The organism is Candidatus Thiothrix sulfatifontis, from assembly GCA_022828425.1.
Classification (GTDB): Bacteria; Pseudomonadota; Gammaproteobacteria; order Thiotrichales; family Thiotrichaceae; genus Thiothrix; species Thiothrix sulfatifontis.
Genome location: CP094685.1, coordinates 1,211,442 through 1,236,871 on the forward strand (window position 1 = coordinate 1,211,442; position 25,430 = coordinate 1,236,871).

The following is a 25,430-nucleotide window of genomic DNA, read 5'->3' on the forward strand; positions in this document are numbered from 1 at the left end:
GGTGTAAAATGTCGAGACTGCAACAGTATTACCGCGATACTGTCATCAAGGAATTGATGGACAAGTTCGGGTACAGCAATGTGATGGAAGTGCCGAAGCTAGTGAAAGTCAGCCTGAACATGGGTTTGGGTGAAGCTGTCGGTGATAAGAAGATTATTGAACATGCAACAGGTGATATGTCTAAGATCGCAGGTCAAAAACCTGTGGTGACACTGAGCCGTAAATCAGTGGCGGGTTTCAAAATTCGTGACGGTTGGCCGATTGGCTGCATGGTAACGCTTCGTGGCGAGAAAATGTACGAGTTCATTGACCGTCTCGTTAATATTTCCATCCCCCGTATCCGTGACTTTCGTGGTCTCAATGCTCGTGCCTTTGATGGTCGTGGTAACTACAATATGGGCATCAAAGAACAGATCATCTTCCCAGAGATCGAGTACGATAAAATTGATGTCCTGCGTGGTATGAACATTACGATTGCGACCACCGCAAAAAATAACGAAGAAGGGAAAGCGCTGCTCGAAGCATTCAAATTCCCTTTCCGTCAGCAGTAAGAGGATAAGATCACATGGCTAAGAAATCCATGATCGCTCGTGAAACACGCCGTACTGCTGCTGTCGCAAAATTCGCAGCTAAGCGTGATGAACTGAAAGCTATCATTAGCAGCCCCGACAGCTCGTTTGAAGCTGTGATGGAAGCTAACGAAAAGCTGCAAAAGTTACCACGTGATAGCAGCCCGGTTCGTCAAATGACCCGTTGCCGTCTGACTGGTCGTCCACATGCTGTTTACCGCAAATTCGGTCTGTGCCGTAATAAATTGCGCGAAGCTGCCATGCGTGGCGATGTGCCTGGTTTGACCAAAGCAAGTTGGTAAAGGAGAAGCAAAATGAGTATGAGTGATCCTATCGCCGACATGCTGACCCGCATTCGTAACGGTCAAATGGCAACCAAGGCGAGCGTTAAATTTCCGTCTTCTAAACAGAAAACGGCGATTCTAGAAGTATTACAAAGCGAAGGTTATGTTGCTGAATTTGCAACAGATGCTGTCGATGGTAAGCCTGTTACAACGGTTAAACTGAAGTATTTTCAGGGTAAGCCGGTTATCACCAAGGTGAAACGTATCAGCCGCCCCGGTCTGCGTATCTTCCGTGGTGCAGATGAGCTGCCAACAGTTATGGGTGGTTACGGTGTTTCTATCGTTTCCACATCCAAAGGTGTCATGAGTGGTCGCGTCGCCAAGGCTTCTGGCCAGGGTGGCGAAGTCATTTGCACGGTTGAATAAAGGCGGGCTTTGAAATGTCTAGAATTGCAAAGAAAGCGCTGACTGTGCCGAAAGGCGTAGAAGTTAGCATCAGCGGGCAAAGCCTGAAAGTCAAAGGCGGCAAAGGCTCTTTTGATTTCGCAGTGCACGATGCTGTAGAAGTTTCACAAGAAGACAATGTACTGAAGTTTAAAGCTAAGCGTGACGGCGATTCTGCTGGTTGGGCATTAGCGGGTACTACACGCGCATTGGCAAACAACATGGTGATTGGCGTTAGCCAAGGCTTTGAGAAAAAATTGCAGTTGGTTGGGGTCGGTTATCGTGCTCAAGCTCAAGGCAATAAATTAAATCTCAGCTTGGGTTTTTCCCACCCTGTGGTACACGATATGCCAGAAGGCATTACGGTCGAAACCCCTAGTCAGACAGAAATTCTGATCCGTGGTAGCGATAAGCAGAAAGTTGGTCAAGTTGCGGCAGAAGTTCGTGCATACCGTCCACCAGAGCCTTACAAAGGTAAAGGTGTGAAGTATTCAGACGAAGTTATTCTGCGCAAAGAGACCAAGAAGAAGAAGTAAGGTGAACTAAAGATGGACAAGAAAACATCCCGCATCCGTCGTGGTAAGCGTAGCCGCATGAAAATGCGTGAGTTGCGTGTTAACCGTCTGAGTATTCACCGTACTTCTCTGCATATCTATGCACAAGTGGTGACTTCTGATGGTTCTCAAGTACTGGCTTCAGCTTCCACGCTGGATAAAGACCTGAAAGCAGGTCTGGACTACTCAGGCAACGTTGCTGCTGCTATCGCAGTGGGCAAGTTGGTTGCTGAGCGTGCATTGGCAAAAGGTATTGACGCGGTTGCTTTTGATCGCTCTGGTTTTAAATATCATGGTCGCATCAAGGCGCTGGCAGATAGCGCTCGTGAAGCCGGTCTGAAATTCTAAGGATTTATCATGGCGAAGGCAGAACATACATCAGCACCGTCCGACGGCTTGCAAGAAAAGTTGGTTAAAGTTAACCGCGTTGCTAAGACGGTTAAAGGTGGTCGCATCATGAGTTTCACTGCGTTGACCGTAGTGGGCGATGGCAATGGTCGCGTGGGTTTTGGTTACGGTAAGGCGCGTGAAGTGCCTGCTGCTATCCAGAAAGCAATGGATCAAGCACGTCGTAACATGGTGACAGTTTCTTTGGTAGACGGTACGTTGCAATACCCTATCAAATACGAACAGGGCGCAGCACGTATTTACATGCAGCCCGCTTCTGAAGGTACAGGCGTTATCGCCGGTGGTGCGATGCGTGCGGTTCTGGAAGTGGCGGGGGTACGTAACGTACTGTCCAAATGCCAAGGCACACGTAATGCAGGCAATGTAGTTCGCACTACGATCGCTGCACTGGGTTCAATGCAATCACCTGAGATGATTGCGGCGAAACGTGGTAAAGCCGTTGCAGACATTAAGGGGTAAACAATGACTTCCGCGAAACAACTCAAAGTGACGTTATACCGCAGTCTGAATGGTCGCCTGAAAGCCCATCAGCAGTGTGCGCGTGGCCTTGGTATCCGTAAGATTCACAATACAATTACTGTGATTGATACCCCTGAAAACCGTGGCATGATCAACAAGATTTCCTACATGCTCAAGGTTGAGGAAGCTTAAGATGAAATTAAATACGCTACAACCTGAATTGGGTAGCCGCCCTGAGCGCACCCGTGTAGGCCGTGGTATTGGCTCTGGTCTGGGTAAGACTGCTGGTCGTGGTCACAAAGGTCAAAAATCCCGTAAAGGTGGTTTCCATCACCGTAAGGGTTTCGAGGGTGGTCAGATGCCTATGCATCGTCGTCTGCCTAAGTTTGGTTTTACGTCACGCATTGGTCAGCGCACCGCCGAAGTTCGTTTGAACGAATTGGCATTGGTCGAAGGCGATGTTATTGATCTGGCTGGTCTGATTGCTGCGAATGTGGTTGATGCGCGTACCTTGCAAGCTAAAATCATTCTTTCCGGTGAAGTTGCGAAAGCAGTCACTGTAAAGGGTGTTGGCGTTACCAAGGGCGCACGTGCCGCGATCGAAGCCGCAGGCGGCACAATCGAAGAATAACGGATAAACAATATGCGCAAGAACCCTACAGGTTCCCTTGGGGGCTTTGGAAACATGGTTGAAATCCGCCAGCGGCTAGTTTTCGTGCTGCTGGCGTTGATCGTTTACCGCATTGGTACCTATATTCCTGTTCCTGGTGTAAATCCTGCGGCCATGGCGCAATTTTTCGACCAGAATAACGGTACAATTCTCGGCGTTTTTAATATGTTCTCAGGCGGTGCATTAGAGCGCTTGAGCGTATTTGCGTTAGGGATTATGCCGTATATCTCAGCTTCCATCATTATGCAGTTGATGGCGACGGTTGTTCCGACTTTGGAGCAAATCAAGAAAGAAGGCGAATCTGGTCGCCGTAAGATCACGCAATACACGCGTTACGGCACTGTGGTTTTGGCGTTGTTCCAAAGCTTTGGAGTGGCGATTGCCTTAGGTGGCACTGATGCGGGCAATGGTCAAACCATTGCTTTGAACCCCGGTATCGGTTTCACGATTACGACAGTTGTCACTCTGGTAACAGGTACGCTCTTCTTAATGTGGTTGGGCGAACAAATTACTGAGCGTGGTATTGGTAATGGCATTTCTTTGATCATTTTCGCGGGTATCGTTGCTGGGTTGCCTGCTGCTATTGGCGGCACATTGGAGTTGGTGAATACCGGCGAATTACATTCTTTGTTTGTAATTGCATTGCTGTTATTGGTGTTAGCAGTAACCGCATTGGTTATCTTTGTTGAACGTGGTCAACGTCGCATCACGGTCAATTATGCTAACCGTCAGCAAGGTCGTAAAATGATGCAAGCGCAGTCCAGCCACCTGCCTCTGAAGTTGAATATGGCCGGTGTTATCCCACCCATTTTTGCTTCCAGTATTATTTTGTTTCCTGCAACGCTGGGGCAATGGTTTGGTAATGCAGAGGGTATGGGTTGGTTGAAAGGCTTTTTTGATATGTTAAAGCCCGGTGAGCCCGTTTATGTGTTACTCTATGCGACCGCAATTGTATTCTTTTGCTTTTTCTATACTGCGTTGGTCTTCAACTCACGTGAGACGGCAGATAATCTGAAAAAAGCGGGTGCTTTTATTCCGGGGATTAGGCCGGGTGAACAAACATCTAAATACATCGATGGTGTCATGACCCGATTAACTGGGGTTGGTGCTATTTACATTACATTGGTTTGCCTGCTGCCTGAATTTCTGATTCTGGTTTGGAAAGTACCTTTCTATTTTGGAGGTACTTCATTGCTGATCATCGTGGTTGTCGTCATGGACTTTTTGTCTCAATTACAAGCACACATGATGTCACACCAATACGAAGGTCTGATGAAAAAGGCCAATTTCAAAGCGCAGACACGCCCCGGCACTGTGCGCTGATTTGATTATTTCAAGAGGTTTTTATCATGAAGGTTCGTGCTTCAGTTAAAAAATTGTGCCGCAATTGCCGTGTAGTTCGCAGACACGGTGTGGTTCGTATTATCTGTTCTGACCCGCGCCACAAACAGCGTCAAGGTTAAGAGTCGATTTAGGTTGATAATTAAAAGGGGTTCTGGCACAATCGCCCGTTTTCCCGGTAGTCTGGAGAGATTTTAATGGCTCGTATTGCGGGTATCAATCTTCCTGTTAGTAAGCACGTAGTAATCGGTTTGACCGCTATTTATGGTGTTGGTCGTCCACGTGCTGCTGATATTTGTAAGGCAGCGGATGTAGTGCCAAGCACCAAAATTCGTGACCTCAGTGAAGATCAAGTTGAACGTTTGCGTCTTGAAGTAGGTAAGCTCCTAGTTGAAGGTGACTTACGTCGTGAAGTTTCCATGTCAATCAAACGTTTGATGGACATGGGTTGCTATCGTGGCATTCGCCACAGACGTGGCCTGCCGATGCGCGGTCAGCGTACCAAGACTAACGCGCGTACCCGTAAAGGCCCGCGTCGTCCTATTCGCAAATAATACATAGATTGCAGGTAGAGTAAGTAATGGCAAGACAGCCTAGAAAAGGTGCAACTGTTAACCTTCGTAAGAAGGTCAAGAAAACTGTCACTGACGGTGTTGCACACGTCCATGCATCATTTAACAACACAATTGTGACTATCACCGACCGCCAAGGCAACGCGCTGGCATGGGCTACTTCTGGTGGCTCTGGTTTCCGTGGTTCACGTAAAAGTACCCCGTTTGCGGCGCAGGTTGCTGCTGAACGTGCGGGTAACGCAGCAAAAGATTACGGCTTGAAAAACCTTGATGTTGAAGTCAAAGGTCCAGGGCCTGGTCGTGAATCCGCGGTACGTGCCCTGAACAGCGTTGGCTTCAGAATTAACAGCATTGTGGATGTAACGCCGATCCCGCACAACGGCTGCCGTCCACCTAAGAAACGTCGTGTGTAGGAGATAGTCATATGGCACGTTATATTGGCCCTACCTGCAAACTGAGCAGACGCGAAGGCACTGACCTTTTCCTGAAAAGCCGCAGTGTTTCCCTCGAAAAGAAATGTAAACTGGACAAAGTTCCGGGTCAGCACGGCGAAAATAAAGCCCGTTTGTCTGACTACGGTGTTCAGTTGCGCGAAAAGCAAAAAGTTCGCCGTATGTACGGTGTACTGGAACGTCAATTCAGCAACTACTTTAAAGAGTCAGCACGCCGCAAAGGTTCCACGGGTGAAAATCTGTTGAAGTTGCTGGAATGCCGTCTTGATAACGTCGTTTACCGCATGGGTTACGGTTCTACCCGCGCTGAATCCCGTCAACTGGTTAGCCACAAGGCTATTACTGTTAACGGTCAATCAGTGAACATCCCATCCTACCAGGTTAAAGCCGGTGATGTCGTAGCGGTTCGTGAAAAGTCCAAGAAGCAAACCCGTATACAGGACTCTGTTGCTGTAGCCGAACAACTAGGCTTCCCATCATGGGTTGATGTTGATTCTAAGGGATTGTCAGGTACATTTAAATCTGTACCAGACCGTAGCGATCTGCCAGCCGAAATTAATGAATCCCTGATCGTGGAATTGTACTCCAAGTAATCATCGATTCGTTCGAGAGGAAAAGTATGACCTCGAAAACAACAGAATTGCTGAAACCACGCAATGTTCATGTGCAAGAGACAGGTTTAAATACCTATCGCATTACGCTTGAGCCATTAGAGCGCGGTTTTGGTCACACGTTGGGTAATGCCTTGCGCCGCATTTTATTGTCTTCTATTCCGGGCAGCGCGGTGACGGAAGTGCAAATCAGTGGCGTAGTACACGAATACACCAGCATTGAGGGTGTACAAGAAGACGTGGTTGAGATTCTATTGAATCTCAAAAATTTGGCAATCCGCTTGAATGCCCGCGACGAAGCAACCTTGACTTTGAAAAAGAAAGGCAAAGGTGTTGTTACTGCGGCGGATATTGAGCGCGACCATGACGTGGACATTATTAATCCCAGTCATGTGATTGCACACATCACTAAGGACGACACTGATCTGGAAATGAGCCTGACCATTACCCGTGGTCGTGGTTATCAACCAGCATCGGTACGCCGTGGCCCAGACTCCCCTGAATTGCCGTTAGGCACTTTGGTGTTGGATGCCAGCTACAGCCCGATTACGCGCGTTGCCTACAATGTAGACAGCGCCCGTGTTGAGCAGCGCACGGACATGGATAAATTGGTGCTGGAAATCCAAACGGATGGTTCCGTCAACGCGGAAGAGTCCATTGGAATGGCAGCACAGATTCTGCAACAGCAATTGGCTGTGTTCTTCGACCTGCGTGTTGATGAGCCGGTTCGCCGTGAAGAATCTCAACCAGAAATTGACCCGATTCTGTTGCGTCCGGTTGACGACCTGGAGCTGACTGTACGTTCAGCTAACTGCCTCAAAGCAGAGAACCTGTTCTACATCGGTGATCTCGTACAACGTACTGAGACTGAATTGCTGAAGACTCCGAATCTGGGCAAAAAGTCTTTGACTGAAATTAAAGATGTGCTGGCACAGCATGGTCTGACACTGGGCGCTAAGCTGGATAGCTGGCCTCCGGCAGGTTTGGATCACCGTGACAGCAAAGTGGCTTAACCACGGGTTTTGAAGGATATAGAAAATGCGTCACCGTAATACTGGTCGTCAATTAAGCCGCGATAGCAGCGCCCGTAAAGCCCTGCTGCAAGCTTTGACCAACTCACTGCTTCGTCACGAGACGATCAAAACAACTCTGCCAAAGGCGAAAGAATTGCGCCGTGTAGCTGAGCCACTGATCACTCGTGCGAAAGAAGATTCCGTACACAACCGTCGTATTATTTTTTCACGCCTGCGTGATAAAGAAATCGTTGGTAAGCTTTTTAATGATCTTGGTCCACGCTTTAAAGAGCGCCAAGGTGGTTATTTGCGTATCATTAAGTGCGGTTTCCGCGCCGGTGATAATGCGCCAATGGCTTATGTTGCATTGGTTGATGAAGCAGACGCTGCACAAGCCGCAGCCGAGTAAGCATCGCTTTACGCTTCCTGAGAAGGCCGACACTGTTCGGCCTTTTTGCGTTTCTTATTTTCAGGGGATAGTATGCAAAATGATCCGCAAATAGTGACCGCAGAGAGCGCTCGCAAAACGGCTAAGTTTTTCTATTATGGCAATTTTTTAGCAGTACTGATTCCATTCCCGGTGTTTATTCTATGGTTTGGCGCCGGAATATTGGTTTACGCAATGCTACGTCATCACCCCAATCCGCGAGTGGGTTACTACACGCAAATTGCTACTTACCATTATTATGGATTAGCAGGCGGTTTGGTGCCGGTATTAACCTTTGCCCCTGGCGATTTTTTTGTAAATTGGTGGTGGGCACTGTGGCTTGTCTGTATTGCGGTGTTAGTGCCCCTGTCTGTTCGCCAACTCTTGCGAATCAATCGTGAAACTTGGCAAGATACTGTTAAGCCGTCGTTTCACTGAGGAATGAAAAATGCCTGAATTACGTCATGATTGGCACATCGAAGAAATTAATGCTTTGTTAGCCATGCCGTTTAGCGACCTCATGTTCAAGGCGCATCAAGTGCATCGCGCGCAGTTCCCTGCCAATCAAGTGCAAATTAGCACCTTGTTGAGTATTAAAACCGGAGCTTGCCCGGAAGATTGCGGCTATTGTTCACAAAGTGCAAAAAACGATACCTCCTTGGAGCGCGAGAAATTACTGCCTTTGCAAGAAGTGATCGACTCCGCTCAAATCGCACAAGCTCAAGGTGCAACCCGGTTTTGCATGGGGGCTGCATGGCGTAATCCTACCGATAAAAATCTTGAGCGCGTCATCGAAATGGTGCAGGCGGTGAAAGGCTTGGGGATGGAAACCTGCGTTACCTTGGGCATGTTGACCGACCGACAGGCGGAGCGTCTCAAACATGCGGGGTTGGATTACTACAATCATAACCTTGATACCTCGCCGGAATTTTACGGTAACGTGATTTCCACGCGTACCTTTCAAGACCGCTTGGATACGCTGGAGCATGTGCGCAATGCGGGTATCAATGTGTGTTCTGGCGGTATTTTGGGCATGGGGGAAACCCGTCAAGATCGGGCGCGTTTATTGCAGCAACTGGCGAATCTGAAATTTCACCCTGAGTCGGTGCCCATTAACGATTTGGTTAAAATCGAAGGCACGCCATTAGCAGGTGTAGAAAAACTCGATCCGTTTGAGTTTATCCGAACCGTGGCGGTAGCCCGCATTATGATGCCGAAATCTTATGTGCGCCTCTCCGCAGGTCGTACCGAGATGACCGATGAAATGCAGGCGTGGTGCTTTTTTGCCGGTGCAAATTCGATTTTCTATGGCGAAAAATTATTGACCACTGATAACCCCGCCGCGAATCATGACCAGCAACTGTTTGCACGTCTGGGGATTCAGGCGGAAGCAGGGCAGGCTGGCAGCGTTCACATGTAAGGAGCAGGGCATCATGCATTACCCCCAATCTTTCGATGTCATCGTCATCGGTGGCGGACACGCCGGAACCGAAGCCGCGCTTGCCGCCGCCCGCATGGGGCAGCGCACCTTACTGCTGACTCATAATATCGAAACCATCGGCGCAATGAGCTGCAACCCCGCTATCGGCGGTATCGGCAAAGGTCATCTGGTCAAGGAAGTCGATGCAATGGGCGGCGCAATGGCACATGCGGCTGACCGTGGTGGCATCCAATTCCGCATCCTCAATTCCAGCAAAGGTGCAGCAGTACGGGCGACTCGCGCCCAAGCTGACCGCATTCGCTACAAATCGGCGATTCGCACCATCGTCGAAAATCAGCCCAATTTGCAGATGTTCCAGCAAGCCGTGGATGATTTGCTGGTGGAAGGGGAGCGAGTTGTTGGGGTGCGTACCCAAATGGGCTTGAGCTTTTCTGCCCGTGCTGTGGTGCTAACATCAGGAACGTTTCTTGCAGGTAAAATCCACATTGGGTTGAGCAATCATGCCGGTGGACGTGCGGGTGATCCGCCCTCGATTGCGTTGTCGCAACGTTTACGAGAACTGCCGTTCCGCGTGGATCGCCTGAAAACGGGTACACCACCGCGCATTGATGCCCGCAGTATCGACTTCAGCAAGCTGGAAGAACAGCCCGGCGATACCCCCACGCCCGTATTTTCGTTTCTGGGCAATGTGGATGAACACCCGCCGCAAATTTCGTGCTACATCACCTATACCAACACCGAAACCCACGAGATTATCCGTGGCGGTTTAGACCGTTCGCCGATGTACTCGGGGGTCATCGAAGGTATTGGTCCGCGCTATTGCCCGTCGATTGAAGACAAAGTGGTGCGCTTTGCCGACAAAGACCGCCACCAGATTTTCATCGAACCCGAAGGATTGGACACGCACGAAGTTTACCCTAACGGCATTTCCACCAGCTTGCCGTTTGATGTGCAATACGCGCTGGTGCGCTCAATGGCAGGCTTAGAAAATGCGCATATCACCCGTCCCGGCTATGCGATCGAATACGATTTCTTTGATCCGCGTGATCTCAAGCCTACCTTGGAAACCAAAGCAGTGCAGGGTTTGTTTTTCGCGGGGCAAATCAATGGCACGACGGGCTACGAAGAGGCAGCCGCGCAAGGTTTGCTCGCAGGCTTGAACGCCGGTTTATACGCCCAAGAAAAGTCCGGCTGGTATCCGCGCCGTGATCAAGCTTACCTCGGCGTATTGGTTGATGATTTGATCACGCTAGGCACGAAAGAACCGTACCGCATGTTCACCAGCCGCGCGGAACACCGTTTATTGCTGCGCGAAGATAACGCCGATTTGCGCTTGACCGAAATAGGACGCGAGCTAGGCTTGGTCGATGAGACGCGCTGGGCAGCATTTTGTGACAAGCGCGAAGCGATTGAACAAGAACAGCAACGGCTACGCGCCACCGTATTGCAACCTTCAGCCGTCAGTGCCGAAGACAGCCAGCGGGTATTCGGCGATGTATTGTCACGCGATTACAAATTACACGACCTGCTACGCCGCCCCAATGTCACGTATGCCGCCTTAACCAGTTTGCCAGCGGTCGGCAGCCCCGTGACCGATGAAAAAGTGTCGGAACAAGTCGAAATTCAGTGCAAATACGCCGGATACATTGAGCGCCAGCACGACGAAATCGATAAGCAGCGTCGCCACGAAGAAACCCGTTTGCCTGATTGGTTGGACTACACCCAAGTACGCGGTCTGTCCAACGAAGTGCGCCAGAAATTGCAAATGCAACGCCCCGCGACAGTAGGTCAAGCGGCGCGGACTCCCGGCATTACCCCCGCCGCGATTTCCTTATTGCTGGTGCATTTGAAAAAGGCAGGTTGAAGGATGGAGGTGGATGCTCGTGAAAAACAATTGCTCAACCGTTACCTGCAATTATTGCAACGCTGGAACAAAGTTTACAATCTGACAGCGGTGCGTGATCCGGCTGAAATGCAATCTCTGCATATCGCGGATAGCCTCAGTGTTGCGCCCTATTTACGGGGCACGACTTGCCTTGACGTCGGCAGCGGGGCAGGGTTGCCGGGCATTCCGCTGGCGATCATTCAGCCGCAACGTCAATTCACCTTGCTCGACACCAATGGCAAGAAAACCCGTTTCATGCAGCAAGCGGTGTTGGAGTTGGGCTTGTCTAACGTGAGCGTGATCCAAACGCGCGTCGAAAGCTGGCAGCCTGTCGGGTGTTTTGACGCGATTATCAGTCGGGCTTTCGCTTCCCTACAGGATTTTGTGACCTTTACCGGCAAACATGCCTGCGAAAATGGTATCCTCTACGCGATGAAGGGGCGCTACCCTGACAGCGAACTGGCAGCGTTGCCCAGTGGCTGGCAAGTCATGGCGCAACACACCCTGCACGTACCCAGTCTGGATGCGGAACGGCATCTGTTGGAATTACAGCACGTATAAGCGAGAACCATTTCATGACGCGAGTTATCGCCATTGCCAATCAAAAAGGCGGCGTCGGCAAAACCACCACCACTGTGAATTTAGCCGCCTCTTTAGCGGCCATGAAACGCCGTATCCTGCTGGTGGATATGGATCCGCAAGGCAATGCCACCACGGGTGTTGGTTTAGAAAAGCACGGGCAAGCCGTCACCTTGACGGATGTGCTGTTGGGCGAAGCTCATGCCGCTGATATTTTGGAGGAGCTGCCCAACAGTTCTTTGCATGTATTACCTGGCTCACCGGATGTGACGACAGCCGAAGTCAAGTTGATGAGCCGTGAGCGGCGTGAATACCATTTGCGTGATGCGCTTGCACCCCTGCTCAATGATTACGATTACATCCTGATTGATTGCCCTCCTTCCCTCAATATGCTCACTGTTAATGCACTGGTGGCAGCAGATGGGGTAATTATTCCCATGCAATGCGAATATTACGCGCTGGAAGGTTTGAGCGCCTTGGTCGGCACGATTGAACGCATTACTCAGACGGCTAACCCTAAGCTGCAAGTCATGGGTTTGGTGCGCACCATGTACGACCCGCGCAGCAACTTATCGCGTGACGTATCCGAGCAGATTCAGGCATTTTTCCGCAACAAAGTCTACAATACCGCTATCCCGCGCAATATTCGTTTAGCAGAAGCCCCTAGCCACGGCTTATCGGTGTTGGAATACGACAAGGGCTCACGCGGTGCATTAGCTTATCTCGCCTTGGCTGCCGAAATGCTGCGCAAAGATTCCAGCAAAGTGGCAGCGGATGGAGAGAAGGCATGGTAAAAAAACCGGCTTTGGGTCGTGGTCTCGACATACTGCTCAGCTCAGTACGCGGCGACGGTGAACAGGCGGATGATACCGTTCTGAAAAAACTTCCCATTGAGCGCATTCGCCCCGGTCAGTATCAACCCCGTACCCGCATGGATCCTGATGCTTTACAAGAGCTGGCTGATTCCATCAAAGCGCATGGCTTGGTGCAGCCGGTGGTGGTGCGCAAACTTGGCGGTGGTGAATACGAGCTGATTGCCGGTGAACGCCGTTGGCGGGCGGCACAGTTGGCAGATTTGCATGAAATTCCTGCGGTCGTGCGTGAAATTCCCGACCAAGCCGCCGCCGCCATGTCGCTGATTGAAAATATCCAGCGTGAAGACCTGAATGCGTTGGAAGAAGCCGGTGCATTGCGGCGCTTAATTGACGAATTCGGTCTGACTCACCAACAAACTGCTGAAGCGGTAGGGCGTTCGCGTGCGGCTGTCACCAATCTGCTGCGCTTGCTGGAGTTACAGCCAGAAACCAAAGCCTTGGTGGATGCCGGACAGCTTGAAATGGGGCACGCTCGTGCCTTGTTAGCCCTGCAAGGTCAACAGCAAATCGACGCGGCGCAAAAAGTTGCTGAACGCCAGTTGTCGGTACGCGAAACCGAGCGCCTCGTTAAAAGCCTGTTAGACACCGCTCAAAAGCCAACACCTGAATTCAAGCCATCACCCGATGTCTTAAAGTTAGAACAAACCCTTGCCGATACCCTTGGTGCTAAGGTGGCGATTCGCTACAACCGCACCGGCAAAGGTAAGTTAGTCATTGAATACAACAGTTTAGATGAGCTTGACGGAATTCTGGGTCATATTCAGTAAATTTTATGCTCAAGGTGTTGCTGCGAAGACGGAATCGCTGCATAATACGCGCCTTGTTTTTCGGATTGGTTTTTCGGGAGAATACCCTTGCCTAACATAGCTTCAGCTAAGAAACGTGTTCGCCAGAGCGAAGTAAGCCGTATGCACAACCGTCATATGCGCACACGGTTACGTACACAAATTAAAAATGTTCTGCGTGCTATCGACGCTGGCGACCGCGAAGCTGCTCTGTCTGCTTACCAAGCGGCGGTGCCGGTGATTGATTCGATTGCTGACAAAGGCATCATTCACAAGAACAAAGCAGCACGCCACAAAAGCCGTCTGAACGCACACATTAAAGCGCTGCAAGCCTAATCATTCGATTGGTTTGATGCGTTTTTCAAGGCCGGTTGTTAACTACCGGCCTTTCGCGTTTGTGTGGTGTTTATGCTAAAGGTTGGTTTAACTGGCGGTATCGGTTGTGGCAAATCCACGGCAGTGCGGCGTTTTCGGGAACTGGGTGTTCCAGTTATTGAAGCTGACCTCATTGCCCGTGAAGTCGTCGCAGTAGGGCAGCCAGCGTTGCAGGAAATTGCTGAGCGCTTTGGTTTACAGGCACTTCAAGCCGATGGTGCGCTTCATCGTGCGTGGTTGCGTCAAACCGTTTTCAGTGACCCGGCACGCTTACAGCAACTCGAATCGATTCTTCATCCGCGCATTCGCGCTGAAATCCTTGCCAGAATTGCTGCTTGTGCGCACAGCGCTTATGTGATCGTTGACGTCCCCCTATTGTTTGAAAAGGGCTATACTCAACTTTTCGAGCGAATCTTGGTAATTGATTGTTTGCCAGATCAGCAAGTGTTGCGTGTCCGGCAACGTGACGGCAGTGATGATGGTGTGATTACGTCTATCATGCAGTCGCAAATTGCTCGCGCGGCACGTTTGCAGCAAGCTGACGATATTGTTAGCAACGCTGCGTCTATTATTGATTTTTATGAAAAAATTGACGATTTAAATTTCAAATACATGAAATTGTCAGAAGCTTAGTTGCTTGTTCTGTTGGCTTTTTGGTATAAAGGCAATTCAATAGGGCTTGTAAGTGTTTTATGATGATTTATGCACAACCGCTGAGTGAAGATATTCGCCGAATTTCCGAGCCATACATGATTGGTTATGAGCAGCCGTTAAACGAAAAAATCCGTTTGTTTATGCGATTGGAATTGCTAATGGGGCGATTTCAATACCATATTTCTGCTGATCCCAAACCTGAGGATACGGTAGCGGCATTGCATTTGTTGCTGGATTTGTACAATCTTTCTGCCCGCCTTGATGTCAAAAGTGAAATCTTGAAAGAAATTGACCGTATGGGGCAATCCGCACGCTTGCTGTTGCGCCGTGAAGATGCGGATGCCACACGTCTTGATGCAGTATTAGAAAAGCTTAACCACCATAGCGACGTGTTGTACCAGCAACGCGGGCAACTGGGGCAACATTTGAAGACTCATACGTTTTTCAACAGTTTGCGCCAACGCTCCACTTTGCCGGGTGGTTTGAATGGCTTTGATATTCCGCTGTTCCATTATTGGCAAGAGCAAGCGATCAATGTGCGAGTTGATGATTTGCGTGAATGGATTGAGCCTTATGTGACCGCCAATGCTGCCGCTCGTGAGTTGCTGAATATTGTGCGTGATTTCGGTGAGCGTCATGCAGAAGTGGCTAAGGAAGGTTTCTACCAGTCGATGCTGGAAACGCGTAAGCCTTATCAAATGATGCGGGTGGAACTGCCCGATAGTGTTGATTATTATCCTGAAATCAGTGCAGGAAAACAGCGTTTCACGCTGCGCTTTGTGAATGCAGACATGCTGGCAGAGCGTGGTAAGCAAAATCAAAAAGATGTGAATTTTACCTTGGTACTGTGTTCTTTCTGACGACAGTTCTTAGGCAATAGATGACGGCAGGCGGGCTTTTTAGCCCGCTGTGCGTTTCTGGTGCAGATTGCTTAGCGCGGTAAGGTATCCCAAATGGCTTGAAGCGCTGGTTCGGGCTTGGGGGTGCTAACGGGCGGAGCAGCCGGTGCTGCCGAGGTCTCTGGCAATCTTCCGGGGGTTGCTGTCACGGGTTCAACCGCTGCAATTGCCTCAACCACTAACGTGTCTTGATGTAATACTGAGCCGTCGTCATTGATGACACTGACTTTCCAAGCACCGGGCAGATTGGGGGCAATCATTTTGTTAGAGTGCACGCGCCAGCGTTGCCCACCCACCGGAAATTGTAAACCGAGTTGGAATGCGCCATCTTTTTCCCAGCGATGCGTGATAACGCGCCCTTGCAGGTTAAGCAGCTCTGTGAAGTAATAGATATTTTGTCCTGCGCTGACACGGTTTAACTGGTCATTGGGTTCGCGGGCGGTAATGCCCGTGGTGAATGCAGCGCGGGTTACTTGTGGTGCAAGCGTGCTGTCAGGCGCTGGATTGGGCGGTGCTGAGGGCACGGGTAAAGTCGTGCTAGTGGGATGAGTAATAACGGCTTCTTCCGCCTTGCTCAGCGGCGTACCAATCGCTAACGTGCCGATGAGTATTAAGTATGCGGTTGCTTGTTGATAACGGTTTAACATGGTTGCGCGTTCCTATTATTTGATAATTAGAATATTATAATATTCTTGATATAGTTTACGGTATTTGTAGGCTCTTCTTCAAAGAATACCTTAGTTAGGCTTGCCCCTGAAGGCGACTTAGGCTTTACTACCTTTATTTACCCGCATGAACAGGATTGTGTATGCCGAGAAAACAGGCGGAAGTCAGCACTACCCCAGCCAATTTTGAAACCGCGATGCTGGCGTTGGAAACGTTGGTGCAGCGCATGGAAAGTGGCGAGTTATCCTTGGAAGATTCCCTCAAAGAATTTGAACGTGGCGTGTTATTAACGCGACAGTGCCAAGAAGCGCTGAAAGCGGCAGAGCAACGAGTCAAATTGCTGAGTGCGGATGGTCAGGAAAGTGACTTTCCGCAGCAAGGGGATGCCTGATGCTGAATGTGCGTAACCGTTTGCAAGCTTGGCAGGGGCGTATTGAATCGGTGTTGGAGAGTGTCTTGCCACCGGCGACGACGCATCCGGCAGTATTACATCAAGCGCTGCGCTATTCGGTGCTGGATGGCGGCAAACGGATGCGCCCGTTGTTGGTGTATGCCACCGGGGAAGCCTTGGGGATTGCGCCGGAGCATTTGGATATTCCAGCGGCTGCGGTGGAGCTGATTCATGTGTATTCACTGGTGCATGACGATTTACCAGCGATGGATAATGATGATTTGCGTCGGGGTAAACCAACCTGTCATAAAGCGTTCGATGAGCCGACCGCGATTTTGGTAGGGGATGCTTTGCAAGCCTTGGCATTTCAAGTATTGGCGGCACACCCCCGGATGACAGCTTCACCTGCGCAACGTTTGCGGATGATTGAGCTGCTGGGGCAGGCAGCGGGTTCTCGCGGCATGGTCGGTGGGCAAGCGCTTGATTTGGCAGCCGTGGGAGGAACCCTGACCGAGATAGCGTTGGAAAACATGCACATCCACAAAACCGGCGCATTGATCCGTGCGAGCGTGCTATTGGCGGCGTATAGTGTGGAAGCATTGGATGCGCAGCGCTTGCAACAATTGGATCATTTTGCGAAATGCATCGGTTTGGCGTTCCAAGTGCAGGACGATATTTTGGATGTGGAAAGTGATACCCAGACCTTGGGTAAAATCCGTGGCGCTGATGAGGCTGCCGGTAAGCCGACGTATCCTTCCATCATTGGCTTGTCCGCATCCAAAACCAAGCTACAAGATTTGTATGACGAAGCGCTGGACGCTTTGGTATCCTTCGATGAATCGGCGCATTTGTTGCGTGAAATTGCCGAGTTCACGGTTAAGCGCATACGATAAATACTAATAGCAAGATTAGAACCCACCACAGTACCCATATTTACGGTTTGACGATTAGGGGTTAGCCAACGTGCTTAATACGATTTATTCGCCTGACGCCCTGCGTCAGTTAGAACTGGAGCAATTGCCAGCAGTGTGCGCCCAAGTGCGCGAATTTTTGCTGAATTCAGTCTCCACTGGCGGAGGGCATTTTTCCTCCAATTTAGGCACGGTCGAGCTGACGGTGGCGCTGCATTTCGCGTTTGACACGCCCAGAGACAAGCTGGTGTGGGATGTGGGGCATCAGGCATACCCGCATAAAATTCTCACCGGGCGACGCGAGCAGATGAGCAGTATTCGCCAAAAAGATGGCTTGGCGGGTTTCCCGAAACGCAGCGAAAGTGAATACGATACCTTTGGGGTGGGGCATTCCAGTACCTCGATCAGCGCGGCCTTGGGCATGGCGTTAGCCGCGCAGCACAAAGGCGAAGATTACCATTCGGTGGCGATTATCGGTGACGGTGCCTTGACGGCGGGGATGGCGTATGAGGCGATGAACCACGCGGGTGATTTAGACGCTGACCTGATCGTGATTCTCAATGACAATGAAATGTCGATTTCGCCCAACGTGGGGGCGTTGCGTAAATATTTGACGCGCTTGTTGACCGGGCGCATGTATTCGACCATGCGCGAAAGCGGTAAAAAAGCCCTGTCGCACAGCAAATCGCTGTCAAAATTGGTGAAGTTGACCGAAGAACACATGAAGGGCATGGTGTTGCCGGGTACTTTGTTTGAGGAGATGGGCTTCAAATATTACGGCCCGATCGACGGGCATGACGTGGAAGAGCTGGTGCGGGTTTTACAAAATCTCAAAAATATCAAAGGCCCGCGTTTACTGCATGTCTTAACACAGAAAGGCAAAGGCTACGAGCCAGCAGAAGAAGACCCCTGCACTTATCATGGCGTGGTTCCGTTCAATCTGAAAACGGGATTGGTTACTAACGCAAAAAAATCCACTCCCACGTACACGCAAGTATTCGGGCAATGGCTCTGCGATATGGCAGCACAGGATGCGCGTTTGATAGGCATTACCCCGGCAATGTGTGAGGGTTCGGGTTTGGTGGCGTTTTCGGAACGTTTCCCCGAACGGTATTTCGATGTGGGGATTGCGGAACAACACGCGGTGACATTGGCGGCGGGCTTGGCGTGTGAAGGCTTGAAGCCGGTAGTGGCGATTTATTCGACCTTTTTGCAACGCGCGTATGATCAATTGATACACGATGTGGCTATTCAGAATTTGCCGGTGGTGTTTGCAATTGATCGCGCGGGTTTGGTCGGGGCGGATGGCCCTACGCATTCGGGGAATTACGATTTGTCGTTCTTGCGTTGCATCCCGAATATGGTCGTGATGGCACCTGCCGATGAAAACGAATGCCGTCAGATGTTGTACACTGCTTTTCAGATGGACTGCCCCACCGCAGTACGTTACCCACGCGGCAAAGGGATTGGCATTGAACCCCAAACGGCGATGCAAGCGCTTCCATTAGGCAAAGCGATCAAGTTGCGCACTGGTCACGCGATTGCCATTGTGTTGTTTGGTTCGCTCTTGCTGGAAGCACAAGCCGCCGCCACTGAGTTGAATGCCACGCTGGTCAATATGCGCTTTGTCAAACCGCTGGATAAAGCGATGTTGCGGGAATTGGCGCAATCCCACGAACTGTTAGTGACCCTGGAAGATAATGCGATCATGGGTGGCGCGGGCAGCGCAGTAAACGAATATTTGCACGAAGCGGGCATCGTGGTGGAAGTGCTGAATCTGGGCTTGCCGGATCGTTACATCGAACACGCGCAGCGCGAGGAGCAACTCGCCAGTTGTGGTTTGGATGCGGCAGGTATTGTACAACGCGTCAACGCGGGTTATGGTGGGCGGATTCGCAATGGCGTAACCTTGTACCCTGTGCCACAATACGGTACCCATTAAAGTGTCAGAAATCGACTATAATCCCCTGAAAAGTTTGATTTCGTCTGTATTTCCCAATTCGTGAGGAGTTGTTTCATGAAGTTTCTTGTTGGCTTTTTCAGCCTCGAATGGATGCGTATTTTTGATTTTATTGCGCCGTTGGTTATCCGTTTGTTCCTCGCCCCGATGTTTTGGGTGGCAGGCGTTAAACACTTAGGGCTGTTTTCCAGTTCTGATTTTGTGATTTATAATCCTTTGACTTGGGTCAATACCGAGGCTTTTCAGCAAAGTGCCGTGGCAATGGGCAACACTGTTTTATCGGGGCTCGGCGCAGAAACCCTGCTGATTTTGATCGGTACAATCGAAATTGTCGCTGCTATCTTGCTGGTATTGGGCTTTGCGGTGCGTTGGGTAGTGTTAGCGCTGATGTTTGTCGTGGTCGTGTTGGCGCTGATTGCGATGGGCGAAGCCGGATTCCTCACTACCATGCAACAACTGGTTATGAGCCACGGCTATACCGACATGACAAACACTGTGACAGAAGCGTACTTGGTGTATTTCGTGCTGTTGCTGGCCTTGTTTTTCATGGGAGCGGGGCGCTGGTTCAGTTTGGATTGGTACATTTATCGCGGTTTCATGAAACGCATTGACAGTAAAATGGCTCACCATGATCCGTTTGAAATTGATGCGACTGACGAGCCTGGCATCCACAAACTGTAACCGTTAGCATGATTGTTAGGCGAAAAGGCTGCACTTGGCGGCCTTTTTGCTTGGTGGCTTAACGTATTTCACCGCGTTCACGCATCGCTTTGACTTTCTCATCATTACGCTTCATGAGTTGGAGCGTCAGGTAAATTTTGGCAGGAATCGACAGAAATAAGCCGCCAGCAATTAATCCTGCCACTAATCCGATACCTTGTACGCCGTGCCCGGTCACAATGTCAGTGAAAATCACCAGTCCAACCCCGATAGCAGCAAGGCTCAACCCGACAATAATCAGGGTATACATGAGGCGAGTGAGAGATTTTTCGTTCATGAGTGCTTGCCTTGCGGGTGAATGATTGAATTGTTTCATTATCCGCCGCTACGAAATTCAGGGTAATTGATGCTTATCAATCTGACGCCAGCTAACGCTGTATGTGTTGATCTACATCAATTTGCTTAGCCGGTTGCACTGTACACGCGCAATTGTTGCCCCAGTTTTTGCAACATCACATCCCGTTGTTGTAGGGCTTTTTCTTTGTGCAGCAATTGCTGGTTTAACTGCGCGATAATGGTGTCTTTAAGATTGAGTACTTTGTCACGCTGTTCCAATTTGTGTTCCCATGCTTGCTGATGTTGAGCATTTTCTTGGGATTGGCTAACGATTGCAGTGAGCGCGGTGAGTTGTTGTAACAGATTGTTTTCCTGGGTGTGCTGCTTTTCGATGAGTTCACGGAGTTGCTGCGCAAGCTGTTGTTGCTGGCGTTGGTATTGTTGGATGACCTGATCTTTTTCCAGTAAGAGTGCATTGAACTGCGCAATTTCTTTATCACGTTCCTGAAGTTGCTGAAACTGCGCGGCAATTTGGGCATCGCGGCGTTGCAGGCTGCGTTCGCGTTCGTTAATGGTTTGATCGCGGGTGGCAAGGTGCTGGTCTTTGGCAAGCGTTTGCTGATTTTGCTCCAGTAGCTGTTGTTCGCGTGCTTGTGAAATGCGGTCTTTTTCGTGCAACAGGCGGGATTGTTCGGCTAATTGCTCATTGCGCTGGCTGATTTGATCCACTTTGCGGCGCACCAGATGGTCGCGTTGGCGAATTTGCTGATCTTTCTCGAAAATCAGGTCATCACGGCGTTGCAACCGTTGGTCAACATCACGCAGTTTCTGATCACGTTGCAGTATGTGTTGATCACGTTCTTGAAGCTGGCGGTCACGTTCGGAAAGGTGGCGGTTGCGTTCGCTAAGCAGTTGTTCTTGGGTGTAAATGCGCTGTTGGTGATCGCGTACCCAACGGTTGAGGGCTTCGAGTTGTTGGCTGAGTTCTTGAACGCTGGTGTCGCGTTTGCTGATTTGTTTGTCGCGATTCTCGATTTCACGGTCGCGTTTGCCAATGTGATGGTCTTTTTCTTCGAGGCGGCGGTTGCGGATGTGGATTTGGTCTTCGCGTTCCAGCATGTACTTTTCTTTTTGGCTGGATAGTTGCTCAATCTCGCGAGAACGCTGTTCTAACGCGCGGATAATCTGGTCGCGTTCCTGAATGACGGCTTCTTGTTGCTGGATAAGAGTCTGTTCTTCACGGTTCATTGTTATAATATTCTGCTTATCTGTTTATGCACTACCATAGAGCATAATGTGTTAAAAATAACGTGGCATGAATCAAATTAAAACAGCAACCAAATGGGTTATTAGCACTCTAAGGTGAGGAGTGCTAAGATAGTGCAATCAGCAAATGAGGAGATCACGCATGATCAACGCAATGATGCTCAAAGGGCAGACACTTCCAGTTCCGGTGGGGAATCTGGAAAGTTACATCCACGCGATTCACGCCATTCCGGTGTTGGAAGTACAAGAAGAACGTGAATTAGCCGAACGCCTTAAATACGCCAGTGATCTGGAAGCCGCGCGGCAGCTCATTTTGCACAACTTACGTTTTGTGGTGAAAGTTGCGCGTGGTTACAGCGGTTACGGTTTGCCACTGGGTGATTTGGTGCAAGAAGGCAACGTTGGCTTGATGAAAGCGGTGAAGCGTTTCGACCCGGATATGAATGTGCGCCTGATTTCGTTTGCGGTGCATTGGATTCGGGCCGAAATTCACGAATTCATTTTGCGCAACTGGAAAATCGTCAAAGTGGCGACGACCAAAGCGCAACGCAAACTGTTCTTCAATTTGCGCAGCAGCAAAAAGCGCTTGGGCTGGTTGAATCATGCAGAAGCGCAGTCGATGGCTGACGATTTGGGCGTGACGACCGCTGAAGTATTGGAAATGGAAAAGCGCATGAGTGCGCACGATGTTTCATTTGACCTCAGCGTTGACCAGGATGATGACGATTCCGCCAATTTTTCCCCTAGCCAGTATTTGGTAGCAGAAGCGGCTGACCCAGCGGAAATGTTGGAAGCCGAAGAGTGGGATACTTATACCCGTGGGCGTTTTCAAACCGCTTTGGCTAATTTGGATGCGCGTAGCCGTGATATTTTGGCAAGTCGGTGGTTGGCTGAAGAAAAAGCAACTTTGCACGAGCTGGCGGATAAATACAATGTGTCGGCGGAACGCATTCGCCAATTGGAAAATGCGGCGGTGAGTAAATTGCGCTTAGCCGTGGTGGAAGCCGCATAAAAAAGGCCGCATTAGCGGCCTTTTTACGAAATGCAATACTTAACCGAAAAAAGCTACCGAAAGGAAGCTGAACCACGCCATCGTAATCAAACCCACCACGATCAACATCGGAATACCAAAATCCCAGCTAAACATACCCATATACCTCTAAAATATTTATAGGCAAGAGGATAAAGGAATAGCGTCTTCCTGACAAGATCAGGAAGCGTCAAGGCGGGCAAGACGACCAGTATGGTGTTAGGAAAAGACCACCGAGAAAAAGCTGAACCATCCGAACAGAATTAGCGCAATCACGATCGCAGCAGGCAAGCCATAATCAAAACTAAACATGGTGATCTCCTTTCAGAATATCTTTAAAACAATGAATGGATGCAGTGTGCCTGAAGTGGAGGCGTTGAAACTTGACATGGCTCAAGGATTTTGGCGAGCGATGACAACTTCATGAAGAATATTATGCGTACTTGATTTATGTCAGAAATCTGTGATCATGCAGCACATGATCAGCTTAAACCAACTAATCCTGCGCACTGACGTTAGCGGGATGCCGTTGGAATGGATTCATTTCCAAACGGCAGTCAAATTGTATTATTCCGAGCAAGTGGCTTACACCTGCGGGACACCTATTCTCGCCGTTCGGGGCGGCATTAATGCCATCACCGGGCAACGCAGCCAGATTGTCTTGAATTCCATCATTGCCACGCACGGCAGCAAACAGCAATTACACCAGCATTATGTGCCACCGCTCAGTAACCCCTTGCTGTTCCGGCGTGATAACCACATTTGCATGTATTGCGGGCAACCTTTTCAGGAACGAGATCTGTCCCGCGATCACGTGCGCCCGTTGGTGCTGGGTGGCCCGGATCGTTGGACGAATGTGGTAGCCGCTTGCAAGCCGTGTAATAGCCGTAAAGGTGGGCGTACCCCGGAGCAGGCGCACATGCCGCTGTTGGCAGTTCCGTTTCAGCCAACCTATGCCGAATACATTTTTTTGCAGGGGCGCAATATTCTTGCTGACCAGATGGAATTCTTGAGTGCGCATTTCCCGCGAACCAGCAAGTTACGCGAACGTGGGCAATTGAAAGGATTTTAAGCGGGCTGTTGTGCGGATTTTTGCCTATAGTCATGGCATGTCCATCAAGGAGTATTCTATGCCTGAATCAAATTCGTTCTGGAACTGGTTGTTGTCATTGTTTCGTCCCCGACCTGCCGCACCTGTTGTGGTGAGTCCGCCGCCAGTGACACCACCCGTTATCTCCGCCGCCGAACGCGCGGCTATTGTGGCGGAATTAGAGATTGCGCCTTCCTTGCCACCCCCGCCGCCGCGCCCTCCTGCACTCACAACGTTAGAAAATACGCCGTCACTGCCTGATATTGATGTGGGAATCTTGGAACAGGTTCTGCCACAGGAAGGGCCTAATATAGGGTTTCGGCTGGTGTGGAATAACCATCCAACCGTTGAGACCGGCGAAACGTTTCCATGCCGTGACACGGAGGGCAACCCTCATTTTGGGAATCAGTGTGCCATCCTCATGGGCACCTGTTTATTGCGCAGCAATTTACTTCAAGGCTATGACAAAACCACTTGCTGGTATAGCGGGCACAAAGGCCATACTTTGCGGGCGCGGGAGGTCGCGGATTGGATGCGCCGCAATCCGGGGCGCTTTGGCGCGGTAGAAATTCGTAGCAATGTGTCATGGGGCGCGTTTGTGGGGCGCACGGGTTTTGTGTGTTTTCACAATTTCTGGGGTGAAGGCAATCAGGGCGATCATATCGACTTGTGGGATGGCACTGGCATTTTGATGCGTGAAAAAAATCCGGGCTGGGAAGGCCCTGCGCTGGCAGACGGTTCCTTGGACTACTTTGAGCGTTCGGAGGAAGTATGGTTCTGGCCCGTTCATTAACCTACTGGGTGGCAGGTAGTTTAATGCTGCTCTTGACTGCTTGCGAACCGGATAAGCAGCCGGATAACCAAGCGCTGGTGTTGCCTGAACGCTTTGCAACGCCGCACGTCACCGATCAGACGCAAGCCGCAGGCTTCGCTTTGGTGTTAAGTGACAACGGTGGCGGGTGTCAGTTGCAAGTGGGCAAAACGGCGCCACCTGTTTGGCTTAAGCCAATGGCACCGTGTTATTTCATGAAATCACCGGGGACGGCAGGCGTGCAAGTTTATCGGCACGATAAAACCACGGCGGTGGTTGCCGTGGTGGGTACGTCCGTTAAGGGCAATCGCTGCGGGCAAGAGGTACAGGGCTTGGTCATCAAGGGCGGGGCGGTTACACCCTCTGCTTACATTATGCAGGGGAGTGTGCACTGCGCGGATCAGGGCTTGCAAAACTTCCAGTACGATTTGTTTGCGCAATAACAAGGGCTTGGAGTTCAATCGCCTTCCACAATGAAACTTTCGCCAAAATTGGTGGGGTAACGGTTGCGGAGTTTGCTTTGCAACGTTTCGGCTTGAGTGCGGGAGGCGAATGCGCCAACCCGTAATTTGAACATTAGCCCACGTGGGGTATTCAGGCTGACCAGATAAGCATCGTAGCCATCTTGAGCAAGGGCGTCTCGCCAACCGTACAGTTGCCTAGAATCATAGCCTGCTGCTACCTGTACGGCGTAACGGTTGTTGGTATAGCGCGTGTTCTCATCTTCGCGAATGACGGGCACATACTTGCGCTGTTGGGCTTGGATATAGTTGTTGGTGGATTCCCAGACGGTGTTATTGTCCGAGTCGTCATTGCTGATATTACCATTGCCGAGATTCCAGCTTGAAAGATCAACCGGGTAATTAATAAAGGGCAATTTCCCGGCTTTATACAACACCACGAGGCTGACCACACCCACTACCAATATCAGGGAATGAATCATTTTAAACACAAAACCGCGTTGTTGACGCAAGGAACTCGATGACACGCTACTGGAATGCTTCACTCCGAC

At 50.3% G+C, this 25,430-nt stretch carries 36 protein-coding genes; 32 read left to right on the forward strand and 4 right to left on the reverse strand.

The genetic code is table 11. The features are described 5' to 3' along the window. Window positions 1-8 precede the first annotated feature (8 nt). The 24 genes from rplE (at window position 9) to zapD (ending at window position 15,258) form a co-directional block, all read left to right on the forward strand. Entirely contained in the window at window positions 9-551 is a 543-nt protein-coding gene (gene rplE, locus L3K52_06140; protein UOG93307.1) for a 50S ribosomal protein L5, read from the forward strand. Between the two features lie 14 nt (window positions 552-565). Next, window positions 566-871: a 30S ribosomal protein S14 gene (gene rpsN, locus L3K52_06145; GenBank protein ID UOG93308.1), complete on the forward strand. Its 306-nt coding sequence runs from the start codon at window positions 566-568 to the stop codon at window positions 869-871. Window positions 872-883: 12 nt separating this feature from the next. Next, the gene (gene rpsH / locus L3K52_06150; GenBank protein UOG93309.1) at window positions 884-1,279 is read left to right on the forward strand and encodes a 30S ribosomal protein S8; all 396 of its coding nucleotides are present in this window, start codon (window positions 884-886) and stop codon (window positions 1,277-1,279) included. 14 nt (window positions 1,280-1,293) lie between these two features. Beyond that, the gene (gene rplF, locus L3K52_06155) at window positions 1,294-1,833 is read left to right on the forward strand and encodes a 50S ribosomal protein L6 (GenBank protein ID UOG93310.1); all 540 of its coding nucleotides are present in this window, start codon (window positions 1,294-1,296) and stop codon (window positions 1,831-1,833) included. Between the two features lie 12 nt (window positions 1,834-1,845). After that, window positions 1,846-2,199: a 50S ribosomal protein L18 gene (rplR, locus tag L3K52_06160; GenBank protein ID UOG93311.1), complete on the forward strand. Its 354-nt coding sequence runs from the start codon at window positions 1,846-1,848 to the stop codon at window positions 2,197-2,199. Window positions 2,200-2,208: 9 nt separating this feature from the next. Continuing rightward, on the forward strand, window positions 2,209-2,718 hold the full coding sequence (gene rpsE / locus L3K52_06165; GenBank protein ID UOG93312.1) for a 30S ribosomal protein S5: 510 nt from the start codon (window positions 2,209-2,211) through the stop codon (window positions 2,716-2,718). A 3-nt stretch (window positions 2,719-2,721) separates the two neighbouring features. Further along, entirely contained in the window at window positions 2,722-2,910 is a 189-nt protein-coding gene (gene rpmD / locus L3K52_06170) for a 50S ribosomal protein L30 (GenBank protein UOG93313.1), read from the forward strand. Between the two features lies 1 nt (window position 2,911). Then, window positions 2,912-3,349, forward strand: a complete 438-nt coding sequence (rplO, locus tag L3K52_06175; protein UOG93314.1) for a 50S ribosomal protein L15 — start codon at window positions 2,912-2,914, stop codon at window positions 3,347-3,349. A gap of 12 nt (window positions 3,350-3,361) precedes the next feature. Next, on the forward strand, window positions 3,362-4,711 hold the full coding sequence (gene secY / locus L3K52_06180) for a preprotein translocase subunit SecY (protein ID UOG93315.1): 1,350 nt from the start codon (window positions 3,362-3,364) through the stop codon (window positions 4,709-4,711). A gap of 26 nt (window positions 4,712-4,737) precedes the next feature. After that, window positions 4,738-4,851: a 50S ribosomal protein L36 gene (gene rpmJ / locus L3K52_06185; protein ID UOG93316.1), complete on the forward strand. Its 114-nt coding sequence runs from the start codon at window positions 4,738-4,740 to the stop codon at window positions 4,849-4,851. Between the two features lie 75 nt (window positions 4,852-4,926). Beyond that, window positions 4,927-5,283 (forward strand): 30S ribosomal protein S13, encoded by a 357-nt coding sequence (gene rpsM / locus L3K52_06190; GenBank protein ID UOG93317.1) that lies wholly within the window; start codon window positions 4,927-4,929, stop codon window positions 5,281-5,283. 26 nt (window positions 5,284-5,309) lie between these two features. Then, window positions 5,310-5,714 (forward strand): 30S ribosomal protein S11, encoded by a 405-nt coding sequence (rpsK, locus tag L3K52_06195; GenBank protein UOG93318.1) that lies wholly within the window; start codon window positions 5,310-5,312, stop codon window positions 5,712-5,714. Between the two features lie 11 nt (window positions 5,715-5,725). Then, a complete protein-coding gene (gene rpsD, locus L3K52_06200; protein UOG93319.1) occupies window positions 5,726-6,346 on the forward strand; it encodes a 30S ribosomal protein S4 in 621 nt (206 codons plus the stop codon). 26 nt (window positions 6,347-6,372) lie between these two features. Next, entirely contained in the window at window positions 6,373-7,377 is a 1,005-nt protein-coding gene (gene rpoA, locus L3K52_06205; GenBank protein UOG93320.1) for a DNA-directed RNA polymerase subunit alpha, read from the forward strand. 25 nt (window positions 7,378-7,402) lie between these two features. Beyond that, the gene (rplQ, locus tag L3K52_06210; protein ID UOG93321.1) at window positions 7,403-7,786 is read left to right on the forward strand and encodes a 50S ribosomal protein L17; all 384 of its coding nucleotides are present in this window, start codon (window positions 7,403-7,405) and stop codon (window positions 7,784-7,786) included. Window positions 7,787-7,858: 72 nt separating this feature from the next. Then, entirely contained in the window at window positions 7,859-8,242 is a 384-nt protein-coding gene (locus L3K52_06215) for a hypothetical protein (protein ID UOG93322.1), read from the forward strand. A gap of 10 nt (window positions 8,243-8,252) precedes the next feature. Further along, complete coding sequence (bioB, locus tag L3K52_06220) at window positions 8,253-9,224, forward strand: biotin synthase BioB (GenBank protein ID UOG93323.1); 972 nt, start codon at window positions 8,253-8,255, stop codon at window positions 9,222-9,224. Between the two features lie 13 nt (window positions 9,225-9,237). Next, entirely contained in the window at window positions 9,238-11,109 is a 1,872-nt protein-coding gene (gene mnmG, locus L3K52_06225) for a tRNA uridine-5-carboxymethylaminomethyl(34) synthesis enzyme MnmG (protein ID UOG93324.1), read from the forward strand. A gap of 3 nt (window positions 11,110-11,112) precedes the next feature. Next, window positions 11,113-11,691, forward strand: coding sequence for a 16S rRNA (guanine(527)-N(7))-methyltransferase RsmG (rsmG, locus tag L3K52_06230; GenBank protein ID UOG93325.1), 579 nt, complete (start codon window positions 11,113-11,115; stop codon window positions 11,689-11,691). Window positions 11,692-11,705: 14 nt separating this feature from the next. Next, window positions 11,706-12,503 (forward strand): AAA family ATPase, encoded by a 798-nt coding sequence (locus L3K52_06235; protein ID UOG93326.1) that lies wholly within the window; start codon window positions 11,706-11,708, stop codon window positions 12,501-12,503. Then, window positions 12,497-13,351 carry a ParB/RepB/Spo0J family partition protein gene (locus tag L3K52_06240; GenBank protein UOG93327.1) on the forward strand — a complete coding sequence of 285 codons (855 nt, stop codon included), beginning with the start codon at window positions 12,497-12,499 and terminating at the stop codon, window positions 13,349-13,351. Before L3K52_06235 ends, L3K52_06240 begins: the two co-directional genes overlap by 7 nt. An 87-nt stretch (window positions 13,352-13,438) precedes the next feature. Then, a complete protein-coding gene (gene rpsT / locus L3K52_06245) occupies window positions 13,439-13,705 on the forward strand; it encodes a 30S ribosomal protein S20 (protein UOG93328.1) in 267 nt (88 codons plus the stop codon). A 72-nt stretch (window positions 13,706-13,777) separates the two neighbouring features. Continuing rightward, on the forward strand, window positions 13,778-14,377 hold the full coding sequence (gene coaE / locus L3K52_06250) for a dephospho-CoA kinase (GenBank protein UOG93329.1): 600 nt from the start codon (window positions 13,778-13,780) through the stop codon (window positions 14,375-14,377). A 59-nt stretch (window positions 14,378-14,436) separates the two neighbouring features. Continuing rightward, a complete protein-coding gene (gene zapD / locus L3K52_06255; protein ID UOG93330.1) occupies window positions 14,437-15,258 on the forward strand; it encodes a cell division protein ZapD in 822 nt (273 codons plus the stop codon). Between the two features lie 71 nt (window positions 15,259-15,329). On the opposite strand, the gene L3K52_06260 is transcribed toward zapD, so the two are convergent. After that, window positions 15,330-15,944 carry a DUF2914 domain-containing protein gene (locus L3K52_06260; GenBank protein ID UOG93331.1) on the reverse strand — a complete coding sequence of 205 codons (615 nt, stop codon included), beginning with the start codon at window positions 15,942-15,944 and terminating at the stop codon, window positions 15,330-15,332. A 161-nt stretch (window positions 15,945-16,105) separates the two neighbouring features. Between L3K52_06260 and L3K52_06265 the strand changes: the two genes are divergently transcribed. The 4 genes from L3K52_06265 (at window position 16,106) to L3K52_06280 (ending at window position 19,906) form a co-directional block, all read left to right on the forward strand. Beyond that, window positions 16,106-16,354 (forward strand): exodeoxyribonuclease VII small subunit, encoded by a 249-nt coding sequence (locus L3K52_06265; protein UOG93332.1) that lies wholly within the window; start codon window positions 16,106-16,108, stop codon window positions 16,352-16,354. Continuing rightward, entirely contained in the window at window positions 16,354-17,247 is an 894-nt protein-coding gene (gene ispA / locus L3K52_06270) for a (2E,6E)-farnesyl diphosphate synthase (protein UOG93333.1), read from the forward strand. The genes L3K52_06265 and ispA overlap by 1 nt, the downstream gene beginning before the upstream one ends. 70 nt (window positions 17,248-17,317) lie before the next feature. After that, a complete protein-coding gene (gene dxs, locus L3K52_06275; protein UOG93334.1) occupies window positions 17,318-19,207 on the forward strand; it encodes a 1-deoxy-D-xylulose-5-phosphate synthase in 1,890 nt (629 codons plus the stop codon). 75 nt (window positions 19,208-19,282) lie between these two features. Further along, complete coding sequence (locus tag L3K52_06280; protein UOG93335.1) at window positions 19,283-19,906, forward strand: DoxX family protein; 624 nt, start codon at window positions 19,283-19,285, stop codon at window positions 19,904-19,906. Between the two features lie 58 nt (window positions 19,907-19,964). Here the strand turns inward: L3K52_06280 and L3K52_06285 are convergent, their stop codons facing one another. Both L3K52_06285 and L3K52_06290 read right to left on the reverse strand, forming a co-directional pair. After that, window positions 19,965-20,222: a hypothetical protein gene (locus tag L3K52_06285; GenBank protein UOG93336.1), complete on the reverse strand. Its 258-nt coding sequence runs from the start codon at window positions 20,220-20,222 to the stop codon at window positions 19,965-19,967. 125 nt (window positions 20,223-20,347) lie between these two features. Continuing rightward, window positions 20,348-21,469 (reverse strand): hypothetical protein, encoded by a 1,122-nt coding sequence (locus L3K52_06290; GenBank protein UOG93337.1) that lies wholly within the window; start codon window positions 21,467-21,469, stop codon window positions 20,348-20,350. Window positions 21,470-21,629: 160 nt separating this feature from the next. On the opposite strand from L3K52_06290, the gene rpoH reads away from it, so the two are divergent. From rpoH to L3K52_06310, 4 genes are all read left to right on the forward strand, one after another. Continuing rightward, window positions 21,630-22,499, forward strand: a complete 870-nt coding sequence (gene rpoH / locus L3K52_06295; GenBank protein UOG93338.1) for an RNA polymerase sigma factor RpoH — start codon at window positions 21,630-21,632, stop codon at window positions 22,497-22,499. A 487-nt stretch (window positions 22,500-22,986) separates the two neighbouring features. Beyond that, the gene (locus L3K52_06300) at window positions 22,987-23,589 is read left to right on the forward strand and encodes an HNH endonuclease (GenBank protein UOG93339.1); all 603 of its coding nucleotides are present in this window, start codon (window positions 22,987-22,989) and stop codon (window positions 23,587-23,589) included. A gap of 58 nt (window positions 23,590-23,647) precedes the next feature. Next, complete coding sequence (locus L3K52_06305; GenBank protein ID UOG93340.1) at window positions 23,648-24,400, forward strand: type VI secretion system amidase effector protein Tae4; 753 nt, start codon at window positions 23,648-23,650, stop codon at window positions 24,398-24,400. A 23-nt stretch (window positions 24,401-24,423) separates the two neighbouring features. After that, window positions 24,424-24,861 (forward strand): hypothetical protein, encoded by a 438-nt coding sequence (locus L3K52_06310; GenBank protein ID UOG93341.1) that lies wholly within the window; start codon window positions 24,424-24,426, stop codon window positions 24,859-24,861. Window positions 24,862-24,875: 14 nt separating this feature from the next. Here the strand turns inward: L3K52_06310 and L3K52_06315 are convergent, their stop codons facing one another. After that, on the reverse strand, window positions 24,876-25,424 hold the full coding sequence (locus tag L3K52_06315; GenBank protein UOG93342.1) for an SPOR domain-containing protein: 549 nt from the start codon (window positions 25,422-25,424) through the stop codon (window positions 24,876-24,878). Between the last annotated feature and the right edge of the window lie 6 nt (window positions 25,425-25,430).